The organism is Methylobacterium sp. BI1 (genome assembly GCF_056680125.1).
Map to the genome: position 1 here is coordinate 3,814,573 of NZ_CM155267.1, position 26,547 is coordinate 3,841,119.

At 69.3% G+C, this 26,547-nt stretch carries 23 protein-coding genes; 16 read left to right on the forward strand and 7 right to left on the reverse strand.

The features are described from left to right. Positions 1 to 54 precede the first annotated feature (54 nt). Positions 55 to 3,213 carry an efflux RND transporter permease subunit gene (locus tag AC1MGR_RS17995; protein ID WP_480232445.1) on the reverse strand — a complete coding sequence of 1,053 codons (3,159 nt, stop codon included), beginning with the start codon at positions 3,211 to 3,213 and terminating at the stop codon, positions 55 to 57. 161 nt (positions 3,214 to 3,374) lie between these two features. Here AC1MGR_RS17995 and AC1MGR_RS18000 point away from each other — a divergent pair, with 161 nt between their 5' ends. From AC1MGR_RS18000 to AC1MGR_RS18025, 6 genes are all read left to right on the forward strand, one after another. Then, the gene (locus AC1MGR_RS18000) at positions 3,375 to 4,586 is read left to right on the forward strand and encodes an efflux RND transporter periplasmic adaptor subunit (RefSeq protein WP_480232446.1); all 1,212 of its coding nucleotides are present in this window, start codon (positions 3,375 to 3,377) and stop codon (positions 4,584 to 4,586) included. Between the two features lie 57 nt (positions 4,587 to 4,643). Next, positions 4,644 to 4,943 carry a DUF3862 domain-containing protein gene (locus AC1MGR_RS18005; protein ID WP_108039673.1) on the forward strand — a complete coding sequence of 100 codons (300 nt, stop codon included), beginning with the start codon at positions 4,644 to 4,646 and terminating at the stop codon, positions 4,941 to 4,943. 363 nt (positions 4,944 to 5,306) lie between these two features. Continuing rightward, positions 5,307 to 6,515: a Na+/H+ antiporter NhaA gene (gene nhaA / locus AC1MGR_RS18010; protein WP_480232447.1), complete on the forward strand. Its 1,209-nt coding sequence runs from the start codon at positions 5,307 to 5,309 to the stop codon at positions 6,513 to 6,515. Between the two features lie 116 nt (positions 6,516 to 6,631). Beyond that, entirely contained in the window at positions 6,632 to 7,270 is a 639-nt protein-coding gene (locus AC1MGR_RS18015) for a TRAP transporter small permease subunit (RefSeq protein WP_108039669.1), read from the forward strand. A 116-nt stretch (positions 7,271 to 7,386) separates the two neighbouring features. Then, positions 7,387 to 9,270 carry a TRAP transporter large permease subunit gene (locus AC1MGR_RS18020; RefSeq protein WP_108039667.1) on the forward strand — a complete coding sequence of 628 codons (1,884 nt, stop codon included), beginning with the start codon at positions 7,387 to 7,389 and terminating at the stop codon, positions 9,268 to 9,270. A 78-nt stretch (positions 9,271 to 9,348) separates the two neighbouring features. After that, on the forward strand, positions 9,349 to 10,440 hold the full coding sequence (locus tag AC1MGR_RS18025; RefSeq protein ID WP_108039665.1) for a TRAP transporter substrate-binding protein: 1,092 nt from the start codon (positions 9,349 to 9,351) through the stop codon (positions 10,438 to 10,440). Between the two features lie 135 nt (positions 10,441 to 10,575). Here AC1MGR_RS18025 and AC1MGR_RS18030 read toward each other — a convergent pair whose 3' ends face one another. Genes AC1MGR_RS18030 through nthA form a run of 3 tightly spaced genes read right to left on the reverse strand, consistent with a single transcriptional unit; the run spans position 10,576 to position 12,232 of the window. After that, entirely contained in the window at positions 10,576 to 10,920 is a 345-nt protein-coding gene (locus AC1MGR_RS18030; protein WP_480232448.1) for a nitrile hydratase accessory protein, read from the reverse strand. Beyond that, positions 10,917 to 11,594, reverse strand: a complete 678-nt coding sequence (gene nthB, locus AC1MGR_RS18035) for a nitrile hydratase subunit beta (protein WP_480232449.1) — start codon at positions 11,592 to 11,594, stop codon at positions 10,917 to 10,919. Before nthB ends, AC1MGR_RS18030 begins: the two co-directional genes overlap by 4 nt. Further along, entirely contained in the window at positions 11,591 to 12,232 is a 642-nt protein-coding gene (gene nthA / locus AC1MGR_RS18040) for a nitrile hydratase subunit alpha (RefSeq protein ID WP_480232450.1), read from the reverse strand. The genes nthB and nthA overlap by 4 nt, the downstream gene beginning before the upstream one ends. Positions 12,233 to 12,483: 251 nt before the next feature. On the opposite strand from nthA, the gene AC1MGR_RS18045 reads away from it, so the two are divergent. The 5 genes from AC1MGR_RS18045 (at position 12,484) to AC1MGR_RS18065 (ending at position 16,971) form a co-directional block, all read left to right on the forward strand. Further along, the gene (locus AC1MGR_RS18045; protein ID WP_480232451.1) at positions 12,484 to 13,440 is read left to right on the forward strand and encodes a LysR family transcriptional regulator; all 957 of its coding nucleotides are present in this window, start codon (positions 12,484 to 12,486) and stop codon (positions 13,438 to 13,440) included. Between the two features lie 134 nt (positions 13,441 to 13,574). Then, positions 13,575 to 13,943, forward strand: coding sequence for an HU family DNA-binding protein (locus AC1MGR_RS18050; protein WP_480232452.1), 369 nt, complete (start codon positions 13,575 to 13,577; stop codon positions 13,941 to 13,943). A gap of 183 nt (positions 13,944 to 14,126) precedes the next feature. Then, on the forward strand, positions 14,127 to 15,140 hold the full coding sequence (locus AC1MGR_RS18055; protein ID WP_480232453.1) for an iron ABC transporter substrate-binding protein: 1,014 nt from the start codon (positions 14,127 to 14,129) through the stop codon (positions 15,138 to 15,140). Between the two features lie 80 nt (positions 15,141 to 15,220). Next, positions 15,221 to 16,198 (forward strand): FecCD family ABC transporter permease, encoded by a 978-nt coding sequence (locus AC1MGR_RS18060; protein WP_480234828.1) that lies wholly within the window; start codon positions 15,221 to 15,223, stop codon positions 16,196 to 16,198. Beyond that, a complete protein-coding gene (locus AC1MGR_RS18065; RefSeq protein ID WP_108039649.1) occupies positions 16,195 to 16,971 on the forward strand; it encodes an ABC transporter ATP-binding protein in 777 nt (258 codons plus the stop codon). Before AC1MGR_RS18060 ends, AC1MGR_RS18065 begins: the two co-directional genes overlap by 4 nt. On the opposite strand, the gene AC1MGR_RS18070 is transcribed toward AC1MGR_RS18065, so the two are convergent. After that, positions 16,968 to 18,038, reverse strand: a complete 1,071-nt coding sequence (locus AC1MGR_RS18070; RefSeq protein WP_480232454.1) for a substrate-binding domain-containing protein — start codon at positions 18,036 to 18,038, stop codon at positions 16,968 to 16,970. The two genes, AC1MGR_RS18065 and AC1MGR_RS18070, sit on opposite strands and share 4 nt — an antisense overlap. A 196-nt stretch (positions 18,039 to 18,234) precedes the next feature. Between AC1MGR_RS18070 and AC1MGR_RS18075 the strand changes: the two genes are divergently transcribed. From AC1MGR_RS18075 to AC1MGR_RS18085, 3 genes are all read left to right on the forward strand, one after another. Further along, on the forward strand, positions 18,235 to 18,882 hold the full coding sequence (locus AC1MGR_RS18075; protein ID WP_480232455.1) for a hypothetical protein: 648 nt from the start codon (positions 18,235 to 18,237) through the stop codon (positions 18,880 to 18,882). Between the two features lie 182 nt (positions 18,883 to 19,064). Next, positions 19,065 to 20,141 carry a catalase family protein gene (locus tag AC1MGR_RS18080; RefSeq protein ID WP_480232456.1) on the forward strand — a complete coding sequence of 359 codons (1,077 nt, stop codon included), beginning with the start codon at positions 19,065 to 19,067 and terminating at the stop codon, positions 20,139 to 20,141. Between the two features lie 173 nt (positions 20,142 to 20,314). Next, a complete protein-coding gene (locus AC1MGR_RS18085) occupies positions 20,315 to 20,713 on the forward strand; it encodes an MAPEG family protein (protein ID WP_480232457.1) in 399 nt (132 codons plus the stop codon). Between the two features lie 16 nt (positions 20,714 to 20,729). Here AC1MGR_RS18085 and AC1MGR_RS18090 read toward each other — a convergent pair whose 3' ends face one another. After that, a complete protein-coding gene (locus tag AC1MGR_RS18090; RefSeq protein WP_480232458.1) occupies positions 20,730 to 21,749 on the reverse strand; it encodes a zinc-dependent alcohol dehydrogenase family protein in 1,020 nt (339 codons plus the stop codon). A gap of 283 nt (positions 21,750 to 22,032) precedes the next feature. Here AC1MGR_RS18090 and AC1MGR_RS18095 point away from each other — a divergent pair, with 283 nt between their 5' ends. Then, entirely contained in the window at positions 22,033 to 23,025 is a 993-nt protein-coding gene (locus AC1MGR_RS18095; protein WP_108039638.1) for a catalase family peroxidase, read from the forward strand. A gap of 556 nt (positions 23,026 to 23,581) precedes the next feature. Further along, positions 23,582 to 24,682: a catalase family protein gene (locus AC1MGR_RS18100; RefSeq protein WP_480232459.1), complete on the forward strand. Its 1,101-nt coding sequence runs from the start codon at positions 23,582 to 23,584 to the stop codon at positions 24,680 to 24,682. Between the two features lie 79 nt (positions 24,683 to 24,761). Here AC1MGR_RS18100 and AC1MGR_RS18105 read toward each other — a convergent pair whose 3' ends face one another. Next, positions 24,762 to 26,528: a PQQ-dependent methanol/ethanol family dehydrogenase gene (locus tag AC1MGR_RS18105; RefSeq protein WP_108039632.1), complete on the reverse strand. Its 1,767-nt coding sequence runs from the start codon at positions 26,526 to 26,528 to the stop codon at positions 24,762 to 24,764. Positions 26,529 to 26,547: the final 19 nt, after the last annotated feature.

A 26,547-nucleotide genomic window follows, 5' to 3' on the forward strand; every position in this document is an offset into this window, starting at 1 on the left:
CGCCCGGAGGACCACGCCTGACAGTGTGCCGTCGGACTGCGTCGTGACGGCCGTTCACTCCACCGGTTGCGGCGCCCCGTGGGGATCGGCGGCCTTCGCCCCCGATGATTCCGACTTGCCGAGGAGCCGCTCGAAGGCGACGTAGAAGGTCGGCGTCACGAACAGGGTGATGAAGGTCGCCACCAGCAGACCGCCGATCACCACCGTACCCATCGAGACCCGGGCATTGGCGCCGGCCCCGCTGGCGATGGCCAGGGGCACCGAGCCCATGATGAAGGCGAACGAGGTCATCAGGATCGGGCGCATGCGCAGGCGGGCGGCGTCCTGCGCGGCCTTCAGCACGTCCTCGCCCTGCTTACGGAGGTCCTCGGCGAAGGCCACCAGAAGGATCGAGTTCTTCGCCGCGAGACCGACCAGGAGCAGCAGCCCGACCTGCCCGAAGATGTCGAGGGCCAGGCCGCGGATCGCCAGGAAGCCCACCGCCCCGAAGATCGCGATCGGCGTGCCGAGCAGGATGACGAAGGGCAGGCGCAGGGATTCGTACTGTCCGGCCAGCAGCAGGAAGATCATCAGCGTGCCGAGGCCGAAGATCAGCGGCGCGTAGCCACCGGCGATCTTCTCCTGATAGGCGACATCGGTCCATTCCACCGCATAGGTCGTCGGCAGCTTGGCCTCGGCCAGGGCCTCGATCGCCGCGATGGCGGTGCCCGAACTGGCATTCTCGGCCGTGTCCACCGCGATCTCGATGGTGGGGTAGGTGTTGTAGGACAGGACCGCCGTCGGACCGGTGACGAAGTGCGTCTGGATCAGCGAGCCCACCCGCACGGGCTCGCCGCGGCTGTTGAGCACCGTGAGCGCCTCGACGTCCTGGATCGTGCGCCGGCCCGAGGCCTCGCTCTGGACGTAGACCTGGTAGACGTAGCCGAAGCGGTTGAAGAGGTTGACGAAGCTCGAGCCCACATAGGTGCCGAGCGCGTCGAAGAGGTTCTGGAGCGGCACGCCGAGCTGCTCGGCCTTGGCGCGGTCGATCTCGAGGCGCATCTGCGGCACGCCGTAGGTGGTCGTCGGGATGGCGCGGCCCACCGAGGGCAGTTTCTCCATCTCGGCGATGAAGCGGTTGGCCGCCTCCGCCAGCTTGACTCCGCCGGTGCCGCTGCGGTCCTGCAGCTCCAGGGTGAGGCCGCTGCGCGAGCCCAGGCCCGGCAGGGGCGACGGATTCACCACCCGGACCTGGCCGTCGGGATCGTGCTTGAAGCGCTTCTGGACCGCGGCGATGACTTCGTTGACGCTCTGGTCGCGCTCGCCCCAGGGCTTCAGGGTCGGGATCTGGAAGCCGTAGAAGGGCGCGATGGCGTCGGCCAGGATGCTCCGGCCGGTCACCCCGATGGTGTGCTCCACGCTCGGAATCTCGCGCAGGGCCTCGCCGACGCGGTCGACCATCCGGTTGGTGCGCGCCACGGACGCGCCCTTCGGCAGCACCACGTCGGCGAAGAAATAGCCCTGGTCCTCGTCCGGCACGAAGCCCGAGGGGCGCTGCATCGTCATCCAGACCGTCACGGCGGCGAAGAGCACGAAGGCGATACCCACCAGGGCGATGTGCCCCGTCAGCCAGCCGATCGCCGACACCAGGCGACGGCTCGCCCCCTCCAGCACGGCGTTGAACCAGCGGAGCGGCGCGCGCCAGCGGCTCTCGTCCTTCGCGTCCGGGTCGCGGTGCTTCAGGATCAGGCCGCACAGGGCCGGGGTCAGGGTGAGGGAGACCACCGCCGAGATCATCACCGAGATGGCGATCGTCAGGGCGAACTGGTTGTAGAGCTTGCCCGTGAGGCCGGGGATGAAGGCCACCGGCACGAACAGGGCGGCCAGCACCAGGGTGGTGGCGATGACGGGACCGGCGACCTCGGTGACGGCCTCGCGGGAGGCCTCGCGGGGCGCCATGCCCTCGTCCATCAGGCGTTCGGTGTTCTCGACCACGATGATGGCGTCGTCGACCACGAGCCCCACCGCCAGCACCATGCCGAGGAGGCTCAGGGTGTTGAACGAGAATCCGAGCAGGGCCATCGGCCCGAAGGTGCCCACCAGGGCGACCGGCACCGCGATGGCGGGGATCAGGGTCGCGCGCCAGTTCTGCAGGAACAGGTAAGTGACGATGACGACGAGGGCGAGGGCCTCGAACAGGGTCCGCACCACCTCGAAGATCGCCTCCTTGACGAACTCCGTACGGTCGAGGGCGATCCGGTACTTCAGCCCCGGCGGGAAGCGCTTGGCCAGATCCTTCATGGTGGCGCGGGCGCCGTCCATCACCTGCACGGCGTTGGCGTCCGGGTTCTGGTAGAGCCCGAGGGTGGCCGAGGGGGCACCGTCGAAGCTCGAGCGGACGCCGTACTGCTCCGAGCCCAGCTCGACCCGGGCGACGTCGCGGATGCGCACCACCGAGCCGTCCGGGTTCGCGCGCAGGAGGATGTTGCCGAATTCCTCGGGCTGGCGCAGGCGCCCCTGGGTCACGAGCTGCAGCTCGAAGGCGGTCGCCTGGTCCACCGGCGGTTTGCCGAGGGTGCCCGTCGTGATCTGGGCGTTCTGCGCGGTGACGGCGGCGGTGACCGCGCCGGGGCTGATGCCGAGGGCCTCCATCTTCAGCGGATCGAGCCAGATCCGCATCGCGTAGCGCTTGTTGGAGAAGTTGACGATGCGGCCCATGCCCTGCACGCGCCGCAGGGGCTTGATCACCTGGGTCTCGGCCCAGTTGGCGAGGAACAACTCGTCGTAGGGGGCTCCGTCCTCGGCATAGAGCACGATGTTGCCCAGGCGCTGGCGCGAGCTCTTCGTGATCTCCAGGCCCTGCGCATTCACCGAGGGTGGGAGCTTCGATTCCGCACGATTGGCGCGGGTGAGAACCTCCGCGGCGGCGGCGTCCAGGTCCGATCCCACCTCGAAGGTCGCGTCCATGCTGACGCTGCCGTCCGTGTTGCTGGTGGAGCTGATGTAGAGAAGGTTCTGCGCGCCATTGATTTCCTGCTCCAGCGGGATGGCGATGGCCTCGTAGGCCTGCTGCGCGCTGGCGCCCGGATAGGTCGCCTGGATGTTGATGATCGGCGGGGCGATCTCGGGGAATTGCGCGATCGGCAGAGTCAGGCCCGCGACTGCGCCGATGAGCGTGATCAGGACCGAGATGACGGCGGCGAGCACCGGCCGATCGACGAATCGAGCGAACATGCGGGATCGAGACTTCCGGTCCTGGAGCGCGATCGATCGTGGATCGCAGGCGTTCGGGCCGCTCTCGTCGACCCCGCGATGCAACGTCCGGTCTCCAGGCGTGTTCCTCTGCCGCTGGGCGGTCGCGGTGGACCGACCCGGCGGTTCCGGGAGCATCATCGGTGCGGACAGCGGTCAAGGTGGGGATCGGAGCGGGCCTCGTCGTTTTGGCGGGCGCGGGTGGATGGCTCGCGGCCGGGCGCCCCTCGCCTGAACGAATCGTCTCGGCGCTGCCCTTCACCGCCGACAAGCCGGCGACCGCGGCGGAGGACCCGCCGCTGGAGGTCCGGGTCGTCACCGCCCGCAAGGTGCCGGTGCCGATCCGCTTCATCTACACCGGGACCATCATCGCGCAGCAGGACGCCACCCTCCAGGCGCGGGTGACCGGCAACGTGATGGAACGCCCCTTCGAGCCGGGCGGACATGTGAAGAAGGGGCAGGTGCTGTTCCGGATCGATCCGCGCCCCTTCGAGGTGGCGCTCCAGACCGCCAAGTCGCAGCAGGCCCAGGCCCAGGCCCAACTCACCTTCGCCCAGGCCGAGGTCGACCGCACCGAGTCCCTCGCTGACAAGGGCTACGCCACCGAGCAGCGCTTCCAGCAATTGCAGTCGAACCGCACCTCCGCGGTCGCGCAGGTCCAGGGTGCCGAGGCCGCCATCGCCCGCCAGAACCTCAACCTCGATTACGCGATCGTGAATGCGCCCTTCGACGGACGGGCCAGTCTCTCGACGATCAATCCCGGCGACCTCGTCATTGAGAACCAGACGCAGCTCGTCTCCGTGGTGCAGCTCGACCCCATCGATATCCAGATGGCGCTCTCGGCGGAGGATTCCGAGACGGTCCGCGCGGCCGCGAAGGCCGGCAGCGTCACGGTCGAGGTCCTCGACGTGGCGGGCAAGCCCGTGCGCGAGGCGAAGATCTACCAGCTCGACAACCGGTTCGACCCGCGCACCGCCCGCCGGCTCGTCCGGGCCCTGATGCCCAATGCCGACGAGCGCTTCCTGCCCGGCCAGTTCGTGCGTGCCAGCATCCGCACAGGCACCAAGGACCGGCTGCTGGTTCCGACCATCGCCCTCGACGCGCAGCTGGCCCAGCAGATCGTCTACGTGGTCGATTCCGCCGGCAAGGTGCAGCAGAAGCCGGTCACAACCGGCGACAGTTACGGCGAGAACACCGCGATCCTCGACGGTCTCTCCGACGGCGACCGCGTCGTGGTCGACCATCTCCAGGAGATGCGCCAGGACCTCAAGGTGCTGGCCCGGCCCGGGGGCGACGTGACGGCGGATCCGAAGCCCGGCGATGCGAACGCGCCGGCAGCGGGCGAGCCCGGCTGAGCGTCGCGTCCTGAGCCGCTTCGACCGCATCTCCGCCGCGCCATCGCCGGACCATCCATGCCCAATCTGCGCAACGCGACCGCCCTCGCCCTCCTGCTCGCCCTGGCCGCCACGTCCGCGTCCGCCTCGGATTGCCGGGCCACGCGTGCGGCCTATGGCGCCCTCAAGCACGGCATGAGCTACCGGCGGGCCGTCACGATCCTGGGCTGCCCGGGCCGGGCGGTGACCCGCATGACCATCGGCGAAAGCCGGCGCGAGACCTATGCGTGGCGCGGAACCGGCACCTACGGCGCGAACCTCACCGCCTCGTTCCGCAACGGCCATCTCACCAGCAAGTCGCAGCTCGGCCTGAAGTGAGGGATCGGGGAAGCCCGATCTCACCCACACGCGACCCGCGCGGACGGTTGTTCCCCTTTCCTCGCGAAGGGCGTCCGCCACGAAGAGCGATGCGGTTCCTGCCTCGGTGACGCGTTCCGTGCCTTTGCCGATCCGATCAGCATCGACCGCCCGGATTCGCGGTCGGTGCGATGAACGGCGCGGCCGGATCGGCGCCGTCCTCCCGGAGAGGGGCGATCCTGGCCTGCAAACCGGCCGGATCGGCCGAGCACATGTTGCGGGATCGGTCCTGCCGATGGCATAGACCGCGTGGGTGCGTGATCCGACGATCGGATCGGCAGGGTTCAGCGCTGGTCGGGCCGCCAGCGACGGAGACCTGTGCCCATGCCCCGTCGCTTTCGTCCCGCCTCGGTCCTGCGCAGCTTCCTGACGAGCGAAGCGAGCGGCGGCATGATCCTGATGGCGAGCGCGGCCCTGGCCCTCGCCATCGCGAATTCCCCCTGGTCCGACGCGTATTTCTCCACGCTCAAGACCTATGTCGGCGGCCTCAGCATCCTGCACTGGATCAACGACGGCCTGATGGTGGTCTTCTTCCTGCTGGTCGGCCTGGAGATCAAGCGCGAGGTCCTCGACGGACGCCTGCGGACTTGGCCGGACCGGCTCCTGCCCGGTATCGCCGCCCTCGGCGGCATGCTCGCCCCGGCCCTGGTCTACGTCGCGGTGAACCGGCACTCGCCCGAAACCCTGCGCGGCTGGGCGATCCCGACCGCCACCGACATCGCCTTCGCGCTGGGGGTGCTCGCCCTGCTGGGATCGCGCGTCCCGGTCTCGCTCAAGATCTTCCTCACCGCCCTCGCCATCATCGACGACCTCGGCGCGGTGGTCATCATCGCCGCCTTCTACACGGCCGACCTGTCGCTGCCGATGCTCGGTGGGGCCGCCACCGTCTTCGCGGTCCTGTTCGGCATGAACAAGGCCGGGGTGAAACCTCTGACGCCCTACCTCGTCCTCGGCGCCCTCCTGTGGTTCCTGGTTCTGAAGTCCGGCATCCACGCCACCATCGCGGGCGTCCTGCTCGCCCTGACGATCCCCCTGCGTCTCAGCCTGGGCGAGCCGGACGATCCGACCTCGCCCCTGCACAGGCTGGAGCACGCGATCCATCCGTGGTCCGCCTACCTCGTGCTGCCGGTGTTCGGCTTCGCCAATGCCGGCGTCTCGTTCGCCGGGATGAGCACGCAGATGCTGCTCGATCCCGTGACGCTCGGTGTGGCGCTCGGCCTGTTCCTCGGCAAGCAGGCGGGCGTGTTCGGGGCGATCCTCGCCGCGGTCAAGCTCGGCCTCGCCCAGCGTCCCGCCCATGCGGGCTGGTGGCAGATCTACGGGTTGTCGCTCCTGTGCGGCGTCGGTTTCACCATGAGCCTGTTCGTCGGCCTCCTGGCCTTTGCCAGCAGCCCCGAACTCGAGGCCGAGGTTAAGATCGGCGTCCTGCTCGGCTCGGGCACGTGCATGCTCGCCGGCGCCCTCGTTCTCCTCCTCGCCTCCCGTGCCGATCGGGTCGCAAGGGCCGGGGAGCAGCGCGGGACCCCAGCCTGAAGGCCCACAACCGTGACAAAGACTGTGAAATCTCTCATCGCGTGCTGATCTCGGCCGAGCTTCGCGCTAGGAAGCTTGGAAGGGCGTCGAATAACGACCCCGTGAGGAGGACGTGCATGCTCCGCTTGAGCCACTGGATCGACGTGCTCAACGAGCGCATCGGCAAGATCGCCGCCTGGGCGATCGTGGCTGCGGTGATCGTCTCCACCCTGAACGCGATCGTGCGCAAGCTGTTCGGCACATCCTCGAACGCCTGGCTCGAGCTGCAATGGTACCTGTTCGGCGCTGTCTTCATGCTGTGCGCCGCCTGGACCCTCAAGGACAACGAACACATCCGCATCGACATCCTTTCGAGCCGGCTGTCGAAGCGTGGTCGCGACCTGATGGACGTGTTCGGACACCTGTTCTTTCTTCTGCCGTTCCTGGCGGTGATGATCTGGCTGGTGGTGCCGTTCTTCCTGAATTCCTACAAGTCCGGCGAAGTCTCCACCAATGCCGGTGGATTGCTGATCTGGCCGGCCAAGGGACTGATTCTCGTCGGCTTCGTCCTGCTCGGGCTGCAGTGGCTTTCCGAGCTCATCAAGCGCTTGCTGATCCTGTCCGGCCGCATCGAGGACACGACGAGCGCGGGCGGCCATCACGCCGCGGCCGAGTCGGAGGCCGAGCGCCTCGTGGCGGAACTCGCGGGCGAGCCCGCGAAGGCAGCTTTCGCGGCCGACCCGAAGGCGGGTCCGAAGCCGGCGCCCAACGCCTGAGCAAGACACATGGCCTGAGCCAGACACATGGCCTGAGCGAAACACATGGCCTGAACCGGACACAAGACCGGCCCTAGCCAAAAGCCCTCCACCGCCCTCGAACCCACCTAGGTCCGATGTTCGCCGAATTGATCGCCCACAACCTCGCGCCGATCATGTTCGCGACGCTCGTCGTGTTCCTGCTGCTCGGATACCCGGTGGCCTTCGCGCTCGCCGCGAACGGTCTCCTGTTCTTCGTAGTCGCGGTCGAACTCGCGCCCTACGCGCCGGATACGATCACCCTGTCCTGGCCCCTGCTGCAGGCGCTGCCGGAGCGCGTCTTCGGGGTGATGTCGAACGAGGTGCTGCTGGCGGTCCCGTTCTTCACCTTCATGGGGCTGGTTCTCGAACGGTCCGGCATGGCCGAAGACCTGCTCGACACGATCGGCCAGCTCTTCGGCACCATCCGCGGCGGCCTCGCCTACGCGGTCATCTTCGTCGGGGCGCTGCTCGCCGCCACCACCGGCGTGGTCGCGGCCTCGGTGATCTCCATGGGCCTGATCTCGCTGCCGATCATGCTGCGCTACGGCTATGACCGGCGCCTCGCCACCGGCGTGATCGCGGCCTCGGGCACGCTCGCGCAGATCATCCCGCCCTCCCTGGTGCTGATCGTCATGGCCGACCAGCTCGGCCGCTCGGTGGGCGACATGTACGAGGGCGCCTTCGTCCCCGGTCTCGTCCTCTCGGCGATGTATGCCGGCTATGTGCTCCTCGTGACGCTGATCTGGCCCAAGGCTGCGCCCGGCCTGCCCAAGGACGCGATCGGCTACCGCGAAGAGAACGGCGCCCGGGGCGTCTGGCAGCTCGGCGTCCTGGTCCTGTTCTCCGCCGCGATCGGCATCGCCGTGATGGCCCAGACCGGCACGAAGGCCGGGGCGGACTACGTCATCCTGACGATCTGTATCGCGACCGTGGTGGCGCTGGTCTGCGCGGTGATGAACCGCTTCCTCGGCGCGCAGCGCGTCATCGTCTCGGTGGTCCTCGCCGCTGGCCTCGTGGCCCTCAGCGTCTACCTTCGCGCGACGGAGGCGGGCACGTGGAGTCTCGTCGCCGAGCTCGGCGCGGCCGGCGCCCTCTACGCGCTGGTGGTCGGGATCGTGGAGCGCCTGACCGGGCTACGCCTGATCTCGCGCATGGCGCAGCAGGTCACCTTCGTCATGGTGCCGCCCCTGCTCCTGATCTTCCTCGTGCTGGGCACAATCTTCATCGGCATCGCGACGCCGACCGAGGGCGGCGCCATGGGTGCGGTCGGCTCCCTGGTCCTGGCGGGCATCAAGCGCGTCCTCGACCGCAATCCGGCTCGCCTGAACTTCGCCCTGGTGAAGCAGGCGACGGAATCGACGGCCAAACTCTCGACCTTCGTGCTGTTCATCCTGATCGGCGCGCGCGTATTCTCGTTGACCTTCTACGGCGTCAACGGGCACGTCTGGGTCGAGCACCTGCTCACCAGCCTGCCGGGCGGCCAGATCGGCTTCCTAATCTTCGTCAACATCCTGATCTTCCTGCTGGCCTTCTTCCTCGACTTCTTTGAGCTGGCCTTCATCATCATTCCGCTAATCGGCCCGGCGGCGGACAAGCTCGGCATCGACCTGATCTGGCTTGGCGTGATGCTCGGGGTGAACATGCAGACGAGCTTCATGCATCCGCCCTTCGGCTTCGCCCTGTTCTACCTGCGCTCCGTCGCCGCCAAGGTCCCCTACCTCGACCGCGTCACCGGCAAGCGCATGGAGCCGATCACCACCGGGCAGATCTACTACGGGGCGATCCCCTTCGTGATCATCCAGTGCATCATGGTCGCCCTGGTGATCCTCTTCCCCGGCATGGTCACGCACTACAAGTCGAGCGGCACCAAGGTCGATCCCGCCGCGGTCCAGCAGCAGCTCGACAACCTGCAGGGTCTGGGCGGCGGCTCCGGCGACGACGCACCCCCGATCGATCTCGGCCCCCCGAAGATCGAGTGAGCCCGCGCATCGACTGACCTGCCCGGAGGCCTGCGCCGTCCTCCGCAGAGTGCGACCCAGAAACGAACGGAGGAAACGATGAAGAGACGCGAATTCCTGAAGCGTGCCGGTCTCGGCGCGGTCGCGGCCGGCGGCGTCGCCGCCCCCGCCATCGCCCAGTCGGCCCCCGAGGTGCGCTGGCGCCTGAGCTCCGGCTTTCCGAAATCCCTCGACACGATCTACGGGGCGGCCGACGTCCTCGCCAAGTTCGTCTCGGACGCCACGGACGGCAAGTTCGTGATCCAGCCCTTCGCCGCGGGCGAAATCGTCGGGACCTTCCAGGCGGCGGACGCGGTCAGCAACGGGACCGTCGAGATGGTCCACACGGCCGGCTACTACTACGTCGGCAAGGATCCAACCTTCGCCCTCGGCGCTGCCGTGCCCTTCGGGCTCAACAGCCGCCAGCAGAACGCCTGGCTCTATCACGGCGGCGGCAATGAGATCGTCAACGAGTTCATGGCCAAGCAGAACATCTACGCGCTTCCCGGCGGCAACACCGGCACGCAGATGGGCGGCTGGTTCCGCAAGGAGGTCAAGACCGTCGCCGACCTTCAGGGCCTGAAGATGCGCATCGCCGGCATCGCCGGACAGGTCATGGCCAAGCTCGGCGCAGTGCCGCAGCAGGTCGCGGGTGGGGACATCTATCCGGCGCTGGAGCGCGGGACCATCGACGCCGCCGAATGGATCGGCCCTTACGACGACGAAAAGCTCGGCTTCAACAAGGTGGCGCCGTTCTACTACTATCCCGGCTGGTGGGAGGGCGGCCTCACGCTGCACTTCTACATCAACAAGGCGAAGTGGGAGAGCCTGCCGAAGAACTACCAGTCCGTTCTCCAGGCGGCGGCGATGGCGGCCAATGTCGACATGCTGGCCAAGTACGACGCCAAGAACCCGGCCGCGCTGCGGCGCCTGATCGGCACCGGGGCACAGCTGCGGCCCTACTCGAACGAGATCATGGAAGCCGCCCTGAAGGCGACGAACGAGGTCTATGCCGAGATCTCCGCCAAGAACCCCGACTTCAAGAAGGGCATCGACAGCCTGCGGGCCTTCCGGGGCGAGGAGTACCTCTGGTTCCAGGTCGCCGAGTACACCTATGACGGCTTCATGATCCGCAACCGGACCAAGAACTGACAGGAGCGTCTGGCCGGCGCGGTCATCGGAACGCGCCGGCCGGAACCCCCGTCACACCACAGGACGGACACCATCGCGGACTACGCGGTTCCCGACGGACCGAAAGCCGCTCCGGTGACCGTCCGGTCTCGCCGCTCACCCCCGGTGGGCGGCCGTGAGCGGATCGTTCGCCAGGAGGATCGGCTCGCCGTGCGGTGTCGCCGCGGCGGCCCGGGCGAAGGCGGCCCGGCGCTCGGCGAGGAGTTCGGGCGGCGCGACCGCGCGTGCCGCCAGCAGGCCTTCGAGGGTCGCGAGCCAGGCGGCATAGTCCGCGGCCTGTCCGGTGTGCCGCGTCTGCGCCGCGAGCGCCTCCACCCATTCGCTCCAGTCGAACACGCCGCGGTCGTGGAGCGCCACCACGAGGGCGAAGGCCTGTGCCTCCCAGGGCTCGGCAAAGACCGGGTCGGCCGCGTCGTCCCGGGGGATGCGATCGGCGCTCATGCGGACTGCCCCGGGGCGGCGGGGTCGAGGTAGCTCTCGAAGGCGTTCACCGAGACGGCGTGGCCGGGTTCGGCCTGGTCACCCCAGAGGTCACGCCCGGAGAAGCGGACCGTGTAGAGCCATTGCGGCGCCTCGCCGGCGAGCTGCGCGTTCGTGTCGGGAAAGACGAAGCCGCCATGGACCGTCTCGATGGTCCCGATATGGCCTCGCACGTAGCGGGGCAGGCGCGTATGTCCGACCGGATTGATGGTCCGGGCGCGGACGCGGTCGCCCGGCGAAAAGCGCGCCCGGTCCGGAACGGGCCGGTCGCTCGGGAACCCCCGCGCGAAGAGCGGCGCCACCTCCTCGCCCCGCAGGACGCGCTTGACCGGCGCGGCCGGGGCCGACGCCCTGCCGGTGGACAGCTCCTCGGGCATGACGAGGCCGTGGCACTGCACCTGGCGTTCCAGCGCCTTGAGCCAGATCGCGTAGTAACTGGAGGTGAGGTACTCGCCCGGCGGCAGCGCTTCCCGGGCCGACCGGCTCGCATCGAGGTTCCAGGTGCCGGAGAGGCCCAGGGCCATCGCGAGGCCGAAGACGCGCTTCTCCCAGGGCGCATGGAAGCGCGGCTCTTCGGCTTCCGGCGCGACGGCGCCGAAGCCGTGCATGCCGCCGAGATCCTGCCCCCCGTTCATGCGAGCGTTCCCGGCGTGCGCGGGAGGCCGGTGCCGATCATCGAATCCCGGGTGACGAGATCCGCGAGGGCGGCCTCGTCGAGGCCTTCCGTTCCGGCTGGGCGCATCGGCAGCACCATGTAGCGGAGCTCGGCGGTGGAATCCCAGACCCGGATGCGCTGCTCGGCCGGGAGTATCACCCCGAAATCCGCCAGCACCGCGCGCGGCTCGATCACGGCGCGCGAGCGATACGGGGGCGACTTGTACCAGACCGGCGGCAAGCCGAGCACCGGCCAGGGATAACAGGAGCACAGGGTGCAGACGACGAGGTTGTGCTCCTCGGGTGTGTTGGCGACGACGACCATGTGCTCCCCGCCCCGGCCGCCGATATCGAGCTCGCGCATGGCCGGCGTGGCGTCCGCGAGGAGGCGGGCGCGAAAGCCGGGATCGACCCAGGCCCGCGCCACCACCCGGGCGCCGTTATGCGGGCCGACCTTCGTCTCGTAGGTCTCGATCAGCGCATCGAGGGCGGCCGGGTCGACGTAGCCCTTCTCCACGAGCACGGATTCGAGGGCACGGACCCGCAGCTCCATCGGTGAGAGCGCGCTCCCCGTGTGGGTTCCATGCGGATGGTCGTCGTGATCGTGAGGGTGCGCCATGCTCAATCTCCGGGCTGCACCATACGGGCTGAATCGGCGACCGTCATGCGCGCCGCCGGCCCGGCGCGCATCGACCGGTTGGAGCCGGTCGAAGCCAGCGACGCGTGACCTCGGCAGGGGCACGGAGCCCGGATCGACGCGCAGATCCCGGGTCCTCAACGGAAGTCCACGACTTATTGAGGCCCTCGCAACGAAGGTATACCACCGGTCGTCTCGGGGCCTGACGGCACCAAGCTTCCTCCCGCGAACCCGTGATCGACAAACTCGACCTTCTCCTCGCCCTGTCGCGAGAGCATCATTTCGGGCGCGCCGCCGAAGCCTGCTGCGTGACGCAGCAGACGCTGTCGGCCGGGGTGAAGAGCCTGGAAAACCAGCTCGGGACCCGGCTGGTGCAGCGCGGCTCGAGGTTTCAGGGATTCACCCCCGAGGGCGAGCGGGTCCTCGCCTGGGCCCGGCGGATCGTCGCCGATACGCGCGCGATGCGCGAGGACGTCGCGACCCTGCGCCGGGGGCCGGCGGGACACCTGCGGATCGCCGCGATCCCGACCGTCCTGCCGATGATCTCCGCGCTGACCACGCCCTATCACCTCCGTTACCCGGACGTCCGTCTCAGCGTTCTGTCGGCGACCTCGGCGAACATTCTCGACCTGATCGAGAATCTCGAGGCGGATGCCGGTCTCACCTATCTCGACCATGAGCCGCTGAGCCGGGTCACGACGATCCCGCTCTTCCAGGAACGCTACCAGCTTCTCACCGCGGCCGGCGGCGAGCACGACGGCCGCGCCAGCATCACCTGGTCCGAGGTCAGCCGGCTGCCGCTCTGCCTGCTGACGCCCGACATGCAGAACCGGCGCATCGTCGACCAGCAGCTTCGCGCCTCGGGGGGCGACCCCGCGCCGACCCTCGAGTCGAATTCGATGATCGTCCTGATGAGCCATGTGCGCACCCTGCACTGGTCGAGCATCATGCCGGCGGCGCTGACCGACGCCCTCGGGCCGATGCCGGGCCTCCGAACGATTCCGATCGTCGAGCCGGATATCGCGCACACGATTGGCCTCGTCGTGCCGCAGCGCGAACCGGCGACGCCGATGGTCGCCGCTCTCGTGGGCATCGGCCGGCAGGTGGCGCGGACCCTGGACGGGCGGATCGGACCCGCGGACGCGTCCCGGGCCTGCGCCGTCGACGCGCGCCAGGACAGTCTTCGATGACGCGCGCGCCTGCGGTGACCGGATTCCGGGATCCAGAAAACCCGAGCGTGGCGGAGACCGTCTTCCGCGTTCGGCGCAGCGGGACGCGAAACGCTCCCATCCGCTCGACAACGCGTACGCGATGAGTGTCCCGCATGATCAAGTCTGGCCTGATCGCCCGTGTTTCCGAGCGATACCCCCATCTGGGACCCGCGGAGGTGGACGCTGTCGTGAGTGCCATCCTGGGGCGGATCGCCGATGCCCTGGCGGCCGATGACCGGGTCGAACTGCGGGGCCTGGGAGTCTTCTCGGCCGTCGCCCGTGCGCCGCGCCCGGGGCGAAACCTGGCTTCCGGAGAGCCGGTCCTGGTTGGCGAGAAACGCATCGTCTCGTTCCGGGCGAGCCGGACGATCACGGCGCAGTTGCAGCGGTCCGTGGCGCCGATCAGCCTTCGGACGGAGAGACCGGTCGTGAGATTGTCCCTTCTGCCCGCCTGCAGCGCCGACCGCTCCCGTGCGGCGTAGAGTGCGTCGCAGTATATGCGCGGCCGTGTCGTTCTCCGGTCCATAGGCGCCGCCGATCGGACCGACTAGACTGGCGCGGACACCCGCGCGGCTGGGGATGGTTCTCCTGTGAACACGGCATCGTTTCCACGTCCGTATGGCGGTCTTCGCCGTGCGCTCCACGCTTTCCTTCGCGTCGTTCCCGTGCTGGCGGGCCTCTCTCTCGGCGGGCCCGTCACGGCGCGGCCCTTCACCGATGCCGCCGGCCGGACCGTCGAGGTGCCCGAGCGACCCGCCCGCGTCCTGGCGGCCGGGCCGCCCGCCTCGGTCCTGCTCTACACGCTGGCGCCGGACCGGATGGTTGGTTGGATCCGAAGCCCGACCGCGGCGGAAAAGCCCTACCTCGCACCCGCGACCCGCGATCTGCCCGCGACGGGGCGCCTGACCGGTCGCGGCGGGACCGCGAACGCCGAGGCCGTCCTCGGCCTCAAGCCCGATCTCATCCTCGACGTCGGCAGCACGGCGCCGACCTACGTGTCCCTCGCCGATCGGGTCCAGGCCCAGACCGGTATCCCCTACGTGCTCCTCGATGGGCATTTCGAGAAGACCGCGGAGAGTTATCGGCGGCTCGGCGCCCTCCTCGGCCTAGACTCCGCGGCGGCGGATCTTGCAAGCGCGTCCGAGGCCGCGGTGGCGGACGTATCCCGGGTGATCGCGACGGTACCGGAGGAGCGACGCCCCCGGGTCTACTACGCCCGCGGGCCGAAGGGACTCGAAACCGGCCTCGGGGGCTCGATCAACGTCGAACTCCTCGGCGTGGTCGGAGCCCGCAATGTCGCGGCCGCGGCCGGCCCCGGCGGGATCGCCACGGTCTCGCCGGAACAGGTGCTGGCCTGGGACCCGGACGTGATCCTCACCCAGGATGCCGGCTTCCGGCGGGGACTCGCGCAAGATCCGCTCTGGTCCGGGCTCCGGGCCGTGCGCGCGGGCCGGGTCTATCAGGTGCCGGCCCTGCCCTTCGGCTGGTTCGACGCGCCGCCCGGGGCCAACCGCCTGATCGGCATCCGCTGGCTGGCGCAGGTCCTCTACCCGGACCTGTTCCCGACGGGCCTGGAGGCGGCGACGCGGGACTTCTACCGGCGCTTCTACCACGTGGATCTCGACGACGGGCAGGTGGCGGCGCTGCTCTCCGGCGCCGCGGCCAGGCCGACGCCGTGACGCCGCAAACCGAGGCCCTCAGCCTACCCGAGAAGGCGGGACGCCATCCCAGGGCGCGGATCTGGCCCGTCCTGGTGCCGATGCTGGGGCTCCTCGCCCTGGTGGTCCTGGCCCTGGCGACGGGTCGCTTCGCCGTTCCCCTCGGCGACGTGGTCGAGATCCTCGGCGCCCGGCTCCTCGGCCTGACCGCGCGGGCCGACCCGGCGATGCAGACCGTCATCCTGCAGATCCGCCTGCCCCGTGTCCTCGCGGCCCTGGTGGTGGGCGCGAGCCTCGCCGCGGCCGGGGCGACCTACCAGGGCCTGTTCCGGAACCCCCTGGTCTCGCCGGATATCCTTGGGGTCTCGGCAGGCGCGAGCCTCGGGGCGGTGCTCGGCATCTTCCTGTCCCTGCCCGTGGCGGCGATCCAGGGGCTTGCCTTCGCCGGCGGCCTCGGCGCGGTCGCGGCCGTCTATGCCGTGGGTGCGGCGGTGCGCGGGCAGGATCCGGTGCTGACGTTGGTCCTGGCGGGCGTCGCCATCGGTGCCGTGCTGGGCTCGGCCATTTCGCTGCTGAAGGTCCTGGCGGACCCCTACAACCAGTTGCCGGCCATCACCTACTGGCTTCTCGGCAGTCTCGCGTCCGTAACCTTGGGAGACATCGGCGCGATTTTGCCGGCGATCGGCCTCGGGCTGGCGCCCCTGGTGCTGCTGCGCTGGCGCATGAACCTGATGAGCCTCGGAGAGGAGGAAGCCCGCGCCCTCGGCGTCGAGACCCGGGTCCTGCGTCCGGTCCTGATCTCGACCGCGACCCTGGTTACGGCCGCTTCGGTGTCGGTGACGGGGGTGATCGGCTGGATCGGATTGCTGGTGCCGCACGTGGCCCGGTTGCTGGTGGGACCGGATTTCCGCCGGCTGCTGCCGGCTTCCCTCGTCCTCGGCGCGGGCTACCTGCTCGCCGTCGACCTCGTGGCCCGCACCATCGCCCCCATCGAGGTGCCGCTCGGGATCCTGACGGCGCTCATCGGTGCGCCGTTCTTCCTCTGGCTCCTCGCCAGCGGGCGGCGGGGCTGGGCCTGATGCTCAGCGTCGAGGATCTCGCCTTCGGCTACGGACGCCGTCGCATCGGCGCCGGACTCGCTCTTACCGTGGAGCCTGGCGAGGTGCTGTGCCTGCTGGGACCGAACGGCGGCGGCAAGACCACGCTGTTCAAGACGCTCCTGGGTTTGCTCCCACCGCTCGGCGGCTGCATTCGCCTCGACGGGGAGGCGATCGGCCGCTGGTCCCGACGCCGGCTGGCAGCGAGCCTCGGCTATGTCCCCCAGGCGCAGGGCGGCTTCTTCCCGTTTCGGGTCCGCGACGTCGTCCTGATGGGGCGCGCGAGCCGGCTGGGCGCCTTCGCGAGCCCCGGCCCGACCGATCTTGCCGTGGCCGAGCGGGTCCTCGAAACCCTCGAGATCGGGCACCTCGCGGACCGGGTCTATACCGAGATCAGCGGCGGGGAGCGCCAGATGGTGCTGATCGCCCGCGCGCTCGCCGGCGAGCCCCGGATCGTCGTGATGGACGAGCCCACCGCCAGCCTCGATTTCGGCAACCAGGCCCGGGTTCTCGGTCAGATCCGGCGCCTGTCGCGATCGGGCATCGCGGTCATCCTCTCGACGCACGACCCGGACCACGCCTTCCTGTGCGCCGACCGGGTGGCCCTCCTGCACGAGGGCCGCCTCCTCGCTCTCGGGACGCCCGCCGCGACGATCACGCCCGAGACCCTGGCGCGCATCTACGGCGTCGCCGTCGCGGTCGTGCCGCTCCCGGGTCATGGCCATGCGGTCTGCGCGCCGCTCCTGCCTGACTAAGGCAGCGGATGTCCGGGACCGGATGACTGCTTCGCCGGATCCTGCGAGCTCTGGGCAGGCCGGTAGCCGGAGGTCCGGCCCGCACGCTCGGCCAGGGCCTCGGCGAAGCCGTCGAAGGTCGCGTCGACCAGCGAATGCGCGGTGGCGAGGTAGTAGCGCTCCCAGCCCACGGAGAGAAAATCGAGTCCGAAGCGGTCGGCCGCCGCGCGCGCGCCGAGCCCGGCATCGGCGGCACCGTAGGCGATCACGGCGGCGACCGCCTGATGGGTGAATTCCTCGGTGGCGTAGCCCCGAACCCGGTCGGCGGGAATGTCGTGCTGGGCGAGGAGGCGATCGAACCAGACCCGGGTGCCCGACCCCTTCTGGCGGTTGACGTACCGGGCGCTCCCCGTGGCGAGGTCGGCGACGTCCCGGATACCGAGGGGATTGCCGGCCGCGAGCATCAACCCCTGCTCGCGCTCGAACAGAACCCGGACCTGGAAACCAGGATGGGCGGCGAGTTCCGCGAAGGCGGGACCGGCCGTCGGCCACGCGACGCCGCCGCAGTGGAATCCGGCCGCGTCGGTGCGCGCCTCGATCAGGCGCGCCACGGCGTCCTCGCTGCCGGCAATCGCCAAGGCGAGCCCCGGCCAGGTCGCGGCCGCGTCCATGAGGAGCAGGTCGTGGCTGGCGACCAGCGTGACGGGGCGCGGGGCGCCCGTCAGGATGGGCGCGAGGCGGGCGCCGACGGCGCGCGCTTCCCGGGCCATCGGCGCGGCGAGGCTGGCCGCGGCCGCCCCCAGGGACTCGCGCAGCAGCACGCCCGTGGCCGTCAACGCGCTGCCGTGCCCCCGCGTCTTCTGTACGAGCTGGTGCCCCAGTCCGGCTTCGAGGGCCCGAAGCCGCTCCCAGGCCGCCCGGTAGGAAAGGCCGAGCGCGGTAGCGATGCCCTGGACGGAGCCCGTATCCGCGATCGCATCGAGCAATGTGACGGTCTCGGCGACCGAGATGCGGTGAGACCCAACGGTGATCGTGCCGCCGAGGGCGAGGTCGATGCTCAGGGGTGGGTTATTGGATGTTTGCGTCATATTGCAACGTTCATAACATCTTTCTACGCATTTGCGACGGGCACGCTTGCCGAGGGCGGCTGCAGAGGATGGGACTTGATCGCATGAGGCGCGACCAGACAGATCGGGCGGGTGGTGCGCCGATGGTGGTTCGTGCCGCGCACGATGCCGGGCCGGGGAGCTGTGACATCACCTCCAGCAACGCGAAGGCCTGATCTTGGCCCTCGCACTTCGAGCGACGCGTGCGTTCGGGCCGTCGCGCCCGGAGCGCGATGCCGCGCTTCCGCTCCGCCTGCAATTCTCACCCTCGGACATCCCGCGCCTCGCAGCCGGCTATCGGATCGACGCGAAGGAGCGGGCGGCCTTCGCCGCCGGCGCGCGCATCCGGAGCGGCGCCTGCACGCGCGAGAACCTCGCGCCGATCCTCACCTGGAAAGTCAGCGACCGTGGCCGGACCCGTCAACTCCGGAACAGCGACGAGGAGGTCGCCGACGCCCTGCGCACGGCGCTGCTCGCCACGACACCACGGGTGGCGGTGTCAGTCCTGACCGGCCTGTCCGGCGTTGCCGTGCCCGTCGCGTCGGCGATACTGGCCGTCATCCGCCCGGACCGTTACGCCGTGATCGACCCGCGGGGGCTGAAGGCTTTGGGCTGCGGCCCGCTCGAGATCGGCGCGAAGGCGTCCCTGCCGCTCGACCTCTACCTCCACTACCTCGCCTTCTGTCGTGAGCTCTCGCGAAGCTGCGGCGTCTCCCTCCAGGATCTGGATCGCGCACTCTGGGAATGGGCGATGGCCGCCGACCAGCGCCCCGTATTCCTGCCGGGGCTTCTACGCAGCCACGAGGACATCCACGCACCGCGCTGAAAGGGCGCCCGCCCCCGCTTCAGTAGGAAAGCCGTCGCGCGTGCGGGCGCATGCGTGCGGGCGGATGGGTACCGGAGGCGTCCGCGGTGTCGCGCTCACGGAGCGTTGAAGGGGTACGACCCGGAACGGAGATCGGGCCGGTCGGTTCATGTGAGGATTGATCCCGACCGGAGTTCGTGCCCTTGCAAGCCCCCGTCCGCTACAGTCCCGATGTCGAGGTGGTGACGCCCGACGAGGGCGAGACCATCGCGCAGCTCAACCAGACCTTCGACAAGATCCTGCAGACGGTGGCCGAGGACTCGGGCCATGCCGTGCGATCGGTGCACGCGAAGTCGCACGGCATCCTGGAGGGCGAGCTCCGGATCGATGAGGGTCTGCCCGCGGAACTCGCGCAGGGCCTGTTCGCCCGGCCCGGGACGCACAAGGTCTACATGCGCCTGTCCACCAATGCGGGCGACATCCTGCCCGACGCCGTCTCCCTGCCGCGGGGGCTCGCGCTGAAGGTGCTCGACGTCGAGGGCGAGCGCCTGGCCGGCGCCGAGGGCGCCTCCCAGAACTTCATCATGGTCAACGGCAAGGTCTTCCAGGCTCCGAGCGCCGAGAAGTTTCTCGGAAGCCTGAAGCTGCTGGCCGGCACGACCGACCGGGCCGAGGGTTTGAAGGTCGCGGCCTCGACGGTGCTGCGGGGCGTCAACAAGGCGCTCCAGGCCGTGGGCGTCGAGAGCACGACGCTGGCCTCCCTCGGCGGTGCCCCCAACGTCGACCCCCTCGGCGAGACCTACTACAGCGTCACCCCGTTCCGGTACGGCGATTACATCGCCAAGTTCTCGGTCGCTCCGGTTGCCCCGGCGCTCACCGCGCTGACCGGGACCGAGATCGATGCCTCCGGTCGCCCCAATGCGATCCGCGAGACGGTGCAGTCCGAGATGCGCGGCATCGAGGGCGTCTGGGAGTTCCGCGTCCAACTCTGCCGCGACCTCGCGCGCCAGCCCGTCGAGGATCCGACGGTGGAATGGGACGAGACGGAAGCCCCCTTTCAGCGGGTCGGGCTGATCACCGTCCGGCCGCAGGACAGCTGGGATCCGTCGCGGGTTCAGGCGGTCGACGAGGAGATGCGTTTCAGCATCTGGACGGGACTGGCCGCCCATCAGCCCCTGGGCAACATCAACCGCGCCCGCAACGCCCCGTACAAGCACTCGGCCGAGTTTCGCCAGCGCTTCAATGGATGCCCCATCCACGAACCCGGTGCGGGGCGCTGAGATCCGTCGGCGGGGTTTCGGACGCGAGGATCGGATCCCGCGATGGCAGCGACAGGGCGCATCGGACACCCGGTCGATGCGCTGGGACCATTCGGTCCCCGGCGCGCTGACGACAACCGCGCCGGCGCCCGCTGCGGAGCGCCGATCCGACCAATTCCCGAAGGACTGATCCTGTGACCTACCCCGCTCTGACGGCCTTCTACGCGGCCCTGTTCGCCCTCCTGTATGTCGGCTTGTCGTCATGGGTCGTCGCCGGCCGCCTGAGCGCCGATGTCCTGCATGGGGACGGTGGAAACCAGGATCTGGAGAAGCGCATCCGCGCGCAGGGCAATTTCGGCGAGTACGTGCCGCTGGCGCTCCTCCTCGTCGCCCTGCTCGAGGCCAGCGGAGGCAGCCCGACCCTGGTGCGCAGCCTTCTGATCGTCCTGCTCGCCGCCCGCGTGCTGCATCCGTTCGGGATGTTCGCCCCGAAGAACTCGCCACGGCAGTTCGCCTGCCGCGGGGGTGGAATCCTGGCGACCTTCGCGGTCGTCGCCGTGGCGGCCATCGCCCTGCTGCTGCGCGTCGGCTGAGGCGCCCGGCGGCGGATCAGATCTCGATGCAGATCTTGCCGAAGTGCCGGTTGCTCTCCTGGTGCCGGAACGCCGCGACGAGGTCCGCCAGGGGATAGCGTCGATCGACGATCGGACGCAGCCCGCAGGCCTCGATGCCGCGAACCATCTCGATCTGCTGGCGTCGACTGCCGACGAGCACGCCCTGCAGGCGGATCTGCCGGAGCAGGGCCGGCACCAGGGGAAGCGGCCCGGCGACACCGGTCAGGATGCCGATGACCGAGATGTGGCCGCCCACCCGCACGGCGGCCATGGACTGTTCCAGGGTCGCCGGACCTCCGACGTCGAGGACGTGGTCCACGCCGCGCCCCTCGGTCAGGCGCCGGGCCGCTTCGCCCCAGGCGGCGTCGGAGCGATAATTCAGGACGTGATCCGCCCCCAGTGCGCGCAGGCGCTCGAGCTTCTCCTCGTTCGACGAGGTCGCGATCACGGTGGCGCCGGCGGCCTTCGCGAATTGCAGGGCGAAGAGCGAGACGCCCCCGGTGCCCTGAACCAGGACGACATCGCCGCTCTTCAGGCCCGCATCCCCGTGCAGGGAGCGCCAGGCGGTGAGCCCGGCGGTCGTCAGCGTCGCCGCCTCGGCGTGGTCCCAGCCCCGCGGTGCGTGGGTGAATGCCATGGCGGAGGCGGTGACGCGCTCGCGGGCGTACCCGTCGATGCCGTCGCCCGGTACGGTCGCGAACCCTTCGACCAGGGGGCTTCCCTCCGTCCAGGTCGGGAAGAAGGTGCTGACCACGCGGTCACCGACCGCGAAGGCTTCGACCCCCGGGCCCAGGGCCTCGACCTCGCCCGCCCCATCCGACATCGGCACGCGCGGCTCGCTCGGGCCCCACATGCCGCTGACCACGGCGTAGTCGTGATAGTTGAGCGAACTCGCCCGCAGGCGAACGGTGATCTCACCGGGGCCGGGCGCCGGAACCGGTCGCTCGCCGAAGCCGACGGCATCGAAGCCGCCGCCGGGCTGAACGATCACCGCGCGGGATGCTGATACGTTCATTCTGAACCTGTCCGACTCGCCGGCACGACGCACCGGCCCTGCAGGGGGCGTGATCCGTGCCGGTGATGGAGGTCCCGGCCAGGACCCCGATGGTGGCAGCGGGCTCGCCGGCTGTCGAGATCGGCTGACCGCGGCGCGATGGTAATGCGTTGCCGATGGCCGGATGCGAAGCGACCCTAGCGAAGCAATCACGGCATTGTCGACCGTCATCATTCGCGCTTAAGAACGTTTCCAACCCCAGCCGGTCGACGCATCCAGCGTCGACGCTGCCTCAAGGATCGTCATGCGTTCATCGAGCATCAAGTACACCCTCGCGGCCGGTGTCGCCTTTGCTGTCGTGACGGTTTCGCCGGCCTTTGCCGAGGAGGCGACGACAGCGGAGCAGACCATCAATGTCATGAACAAGCTGTTCGGGTCGCATCCGGGCAAGCGCGCCAACCACGCCAAGGGCGTGGTGGCGGAAGGCAGCTTCACCCCATCGGCCGACGCCGCGCGGATCAGCAAGGCGTCGCTGTTCCAGGGGCCGGCCGTTCCGGTGACGATCCGGTTCTCAGATGCGACCGGCGTGCCGACGATCCCCGACGGCTCGAAGAACGCCAATCCGCACGGGATGTCGTTGAAGTTCAAGCTCGTGGACGGCTCGGAGATGGACGTCGTCCTGAACGCGCTCAAGTACTTCCCGGTCGCGACCGGCGAGGCGTTCCGCGACCTGCTCCAGGCGGTGGCGGACAGCGGTCCGGACGCGGCGCATCCGACCGCGCTGGAGCGCTTCACTGCGGCCCATCCGGCCGCGGCCACGGCCGGCGGCACGGCCAAGACCCCGTCGAGCCTGGCGCGACAGACCTACAACGGCGTGAATGCCTTCATCTTTGTCGACAAGGACGGCAAGCGCCAACCGTTCCGCTTCCGCTTCGTCCCGGTCCAGGGCGAAGACATCCTGTCGCCCGAGGAGGCCGCCAAGCGCGAACCGGATTACCTGATGGCTGAAATCGGTCCCCGCGTGGCGAAGGAGCCGGCGCGCTTCACCGTCCAGGCGCAGCTCGCCGCGCCGGGCGACCCGACCAACGACGCCACCAAGCCCTGGCCGGAGGACCGGATGATCGTCGACCTGGGCGTCCTCACCGTCTCGAAGGTCGTGCCCGACAGCGCCGAGGCCGAGAAGGCGCTGCTGTTCATGCCCAACGCGCTCACGGACGGCGTCGAGGTCTCCGACGATCCCCTGATCGACGCGCGGGTCCAGGCTTACGCCGTTTCGTTCGGACGCCGGAGCCAGTAGGCGCCTTCGCCGCCGGATCCCCGCTCAGCGGGTGGTTCCGGCGGCCGGCGCCCCCGGGGCTCCGGGGCGGGGCGACGCGGACCCTTTGTCCGAGGTCGCGTCCGGGCCGGCGCGATGGCTGCCATCCTCGATCGCACCGGAGCCGGTCAGGCCGCCGGCCCCGATGCTGGTCGTCTCGGACTCCGTCGGGGCGGTCGCTGCCGGTCGGGACCCTTCGCCCGCCCTGTCCGAGCCCTCTGCGGCGCTCGCGGATCCTGCGAGGCCGATCAGGATCGCGCCTGCGATGAGGGGGGCGTGCATGGGCATGCGCTCGAAGTCTCCGTCGTCCGTCGGGCAGTTCCGACCTGTCCGATTCGAGAAGCGCAACGCCTCCCCGGGTGTTCCCGGAATCCCCCGAGGGCAAGCCCCATCCGGTCCGGTTCATCAGGAGTGTCGGACGTTCGGCGGACGCGGAACGATCTGAGTGCCGCGATCGTGAGAGGGCCCGGCGGCATGGCGGGAAACCGGCGCCGAGCAGCGTGGTTCGCTGGGAAAGGCACCCAGATAGGATTCCGGTATGACCGAGACCCGCCCGCCCCTGCGCTACAGCGACAGCCTCGAAGTCAGAGCGCCCGACGAGGACGAGACGATCGCCAAGATCATCGCGGCGATGACCCACGCGAGCGAGAAGGTCCAGGCGCGCGAACATTGCGCGGTCCGGGCGTCTCACGCCAAGGCGTCGGCTTTCCTGAAGGGCACGCTGCAGGTGTACGACGACCTCCCGCCCGATTTGCGTCAGGGCGTCTTCGCGAAACCGGGCCGCTACGAGGCTGCCGTTCGGCTCGCGCAGGGGCCGGGCGAACACTTGCCGGACAAGGTGCACACGCACCGCGGCCTGGCGATCAAGGTCTTCGGCGTGGAGGGCGAGACCCTGCCGGACCATGACGCCGACACGCAGGATTTCGTCCTCGCCACGGGACCGGTCTTCCCAAACGGCACGGCCGCGAGCTTTCTCGGTGCCATGAAAGGCCTGGAGGCCGGCGCGGGCGGGAGCGTACCCGATGGGGTGAAGGCGGCCGTGGCGGCGACGGCGGGCGCGCTCAACAGCGTGGTGAAGGCCGTGACCGGCGGCGACAGCCCCCTGCTGGATTTCTTCGGGCACTCGGCCCGGCATCCCCTGACGGATTGCTACTATTCGCAGGCCGCCCTGCGCTATGGCGACTACGTCGCCAAGATCGTCGCCGTACCGGTCTCGCCCGGGCAGGATGCGTTGGGCCGGGATCCCCTGGATACCGCTAATCCGGACGTCTTCCGGGACGCCACCGTCGCGTATTTCCACGAGCAGGAGGCCGCCTTCGAGATCCGGGTCCAGCTCTGTACGGATCTCGAGACGATGCCGGTGGAGGACGCTTCGGTGCAATGGTCCGAAGCGGAGAGTCCGTATCGGCCGGTGGCCCGCCTCGTGCTGCCCCGGCAGGAGGCCATGGGCACGGCGCGCCGACACTTCATGAACGACGTGATGTCGTTTCGCCCCGGACACAGCCTAGCGGCGCACCGACCGCTTGGCTCGCTGATGCGGGCCCGCCTGCGGACCTACCCGGCTCTCTACGCCTTCCGGCAGCGTCAGAACGGCAATCCGCAGCGCGAGCCGACAGGCGCGGCCGAGATCCCGGACTGACGGAACAAGGCCGGGCCACTGAGCGGCGGCCCGGCTTCGTGATGCGGTCGGGGCCGTCCCCCGCCCGGGGTACGGTCGCTCAGCGCGCGGCGACGGTCTTGGGCAGCTTGAAGGCCCAGAAGCTGCCGCCCTGGTTGATGCCGGCCGTGGACTTCGCCACCTCACCGCCCCAAAGCGGAACCGCGCCGCCCCAGCCCGCCGTGATGCCGACCCACTGCTCGCCATCCTGCTCCCAGGTGATCGGCGAGGAGACGACGCCGGTCCCGACCTGGAACTTCCAGACTTCTTCGCCGGTCTTGGCGTCGAAGGCCTTGAGGAAGCCCTCGGGGGTGCCGGTGAAGACGAGGTTGCCGCCGGTGGTCAGGACGCCGGCCCAGAGTGGGGCCTTGTTCTTGTAGTTCCACACCACCTTGCCGGTGGTCGGGTCGATGGCCTTCAGCGAGCCGATATGGTCGTCGAAGACCGGCTTGATGGTGAAGCCGGCGCCGAGATAGGCCGCGCCCTTCTTGTAGGCGACGGGCTCGTTCCAGATGTCCATGCCCCACTCGTTCGAGGGCACGTAGAACAGCTTCGTCTCCGGGCTGTAGCCGATCGGCATCCAGTTCTTGCCGCCGAGGAAGCTCGGCACCGCGAACACCGTCTTGCCTTTCTTGCCGTCCTCGGACTTGGTCGGGTCGCCGGGACGGAAGTCGTCGTTGTAGATCGGGCGACCGTCCTTGCCGATGCCCTTGGCCCAGGTGATCTTATCCACGAACGGCGTCGCCGAGATGAACTTTCCGTCGGTGCGGTCGAGGACGTAGAAGAAGCCGTTGCGGTCGGCGGTGGCGCCGGCCTTCACGGTCTTGCCGTCCTTCTGCATGTCGAAGGGCACGAACTCGTTCACGCCGTCGAAGTCCCAGCCGTCATGCGGCGTGGTCTGGAAGCCCCAGACGATCTCGCCGTTCTCCGGATTGAGGGCGAGGCGCGAGGAGGACCACTTGTTGTCGCCCGGTCGCATGGCCGAGTTCCACGGGCCCGGATTGCCGGTGCCGAAGTACAGCAGGTTGGTCTCGGCGTCGTAGGTGCCCCCGAGCCAGGTGGCGCCGCCGCCGAACTTCCACATATCGCCCGGCCAGCTCTCGTTGACCTTGCCCGTCATGGTGGAGGGCTTGCCGTTCAGCTCGCCCATGTGGCCCTCGATGACGGGGCGCTTCCAGATGATCTCGCCGGTCTCGGCATCGCGGGCCTCGACGCGGCCGACGACGCCGAACTCGCCGCCGGATACGCCGGTGATGATCTTGCCCTTCACGATCAGCGGGGCGGCCGTATAGCTGTAGCCGGCCTTGAAGTCGTCGATGTCCTTGCGCCACACGACCTTGCCGGTCTTGGCATCGAGGGCCACCAGCTTGGCGTCGAGGGTGCCGAAGTAGACCTTGTCCTTGTAGAGCGCGGCGCCGCGATTGACGACGTCGCAGCAGGGCAGGATGCCCTCGGGCAGGCGAGCGTTGTATTCCCAGAGCTTCTCGCCGCTGCGGGAGTCGATCGCGTAGAGGCGCGAATACGAACCGGTGACGTAGATCACGCCGTCCTTGACGAGCGCTTGGCTCTCCTGGCCGCGCTGCTTCTCGCCGCCGAACGAGAAGGAATAGGCCGGGACCATCCGCTTGATCGTGTCGCGGTTCAGCGCTTTCAGCGGGCTGTAACGCTGGGCCTGCAGGCCGAGGCCGTAGGTGACGACGTCGCCGGTGGACTTGGCGTCGTTGGCGATGTCGGCTTCCGTCACCTCCGCCCGCACCGGCGCGATGGCGGTCGCGGCGATCAGCGCCGACGCGCCGACGGCCCCGAGGAATTGATGGCGCATTCTCATGACGTTCCCTTCCGTCTCC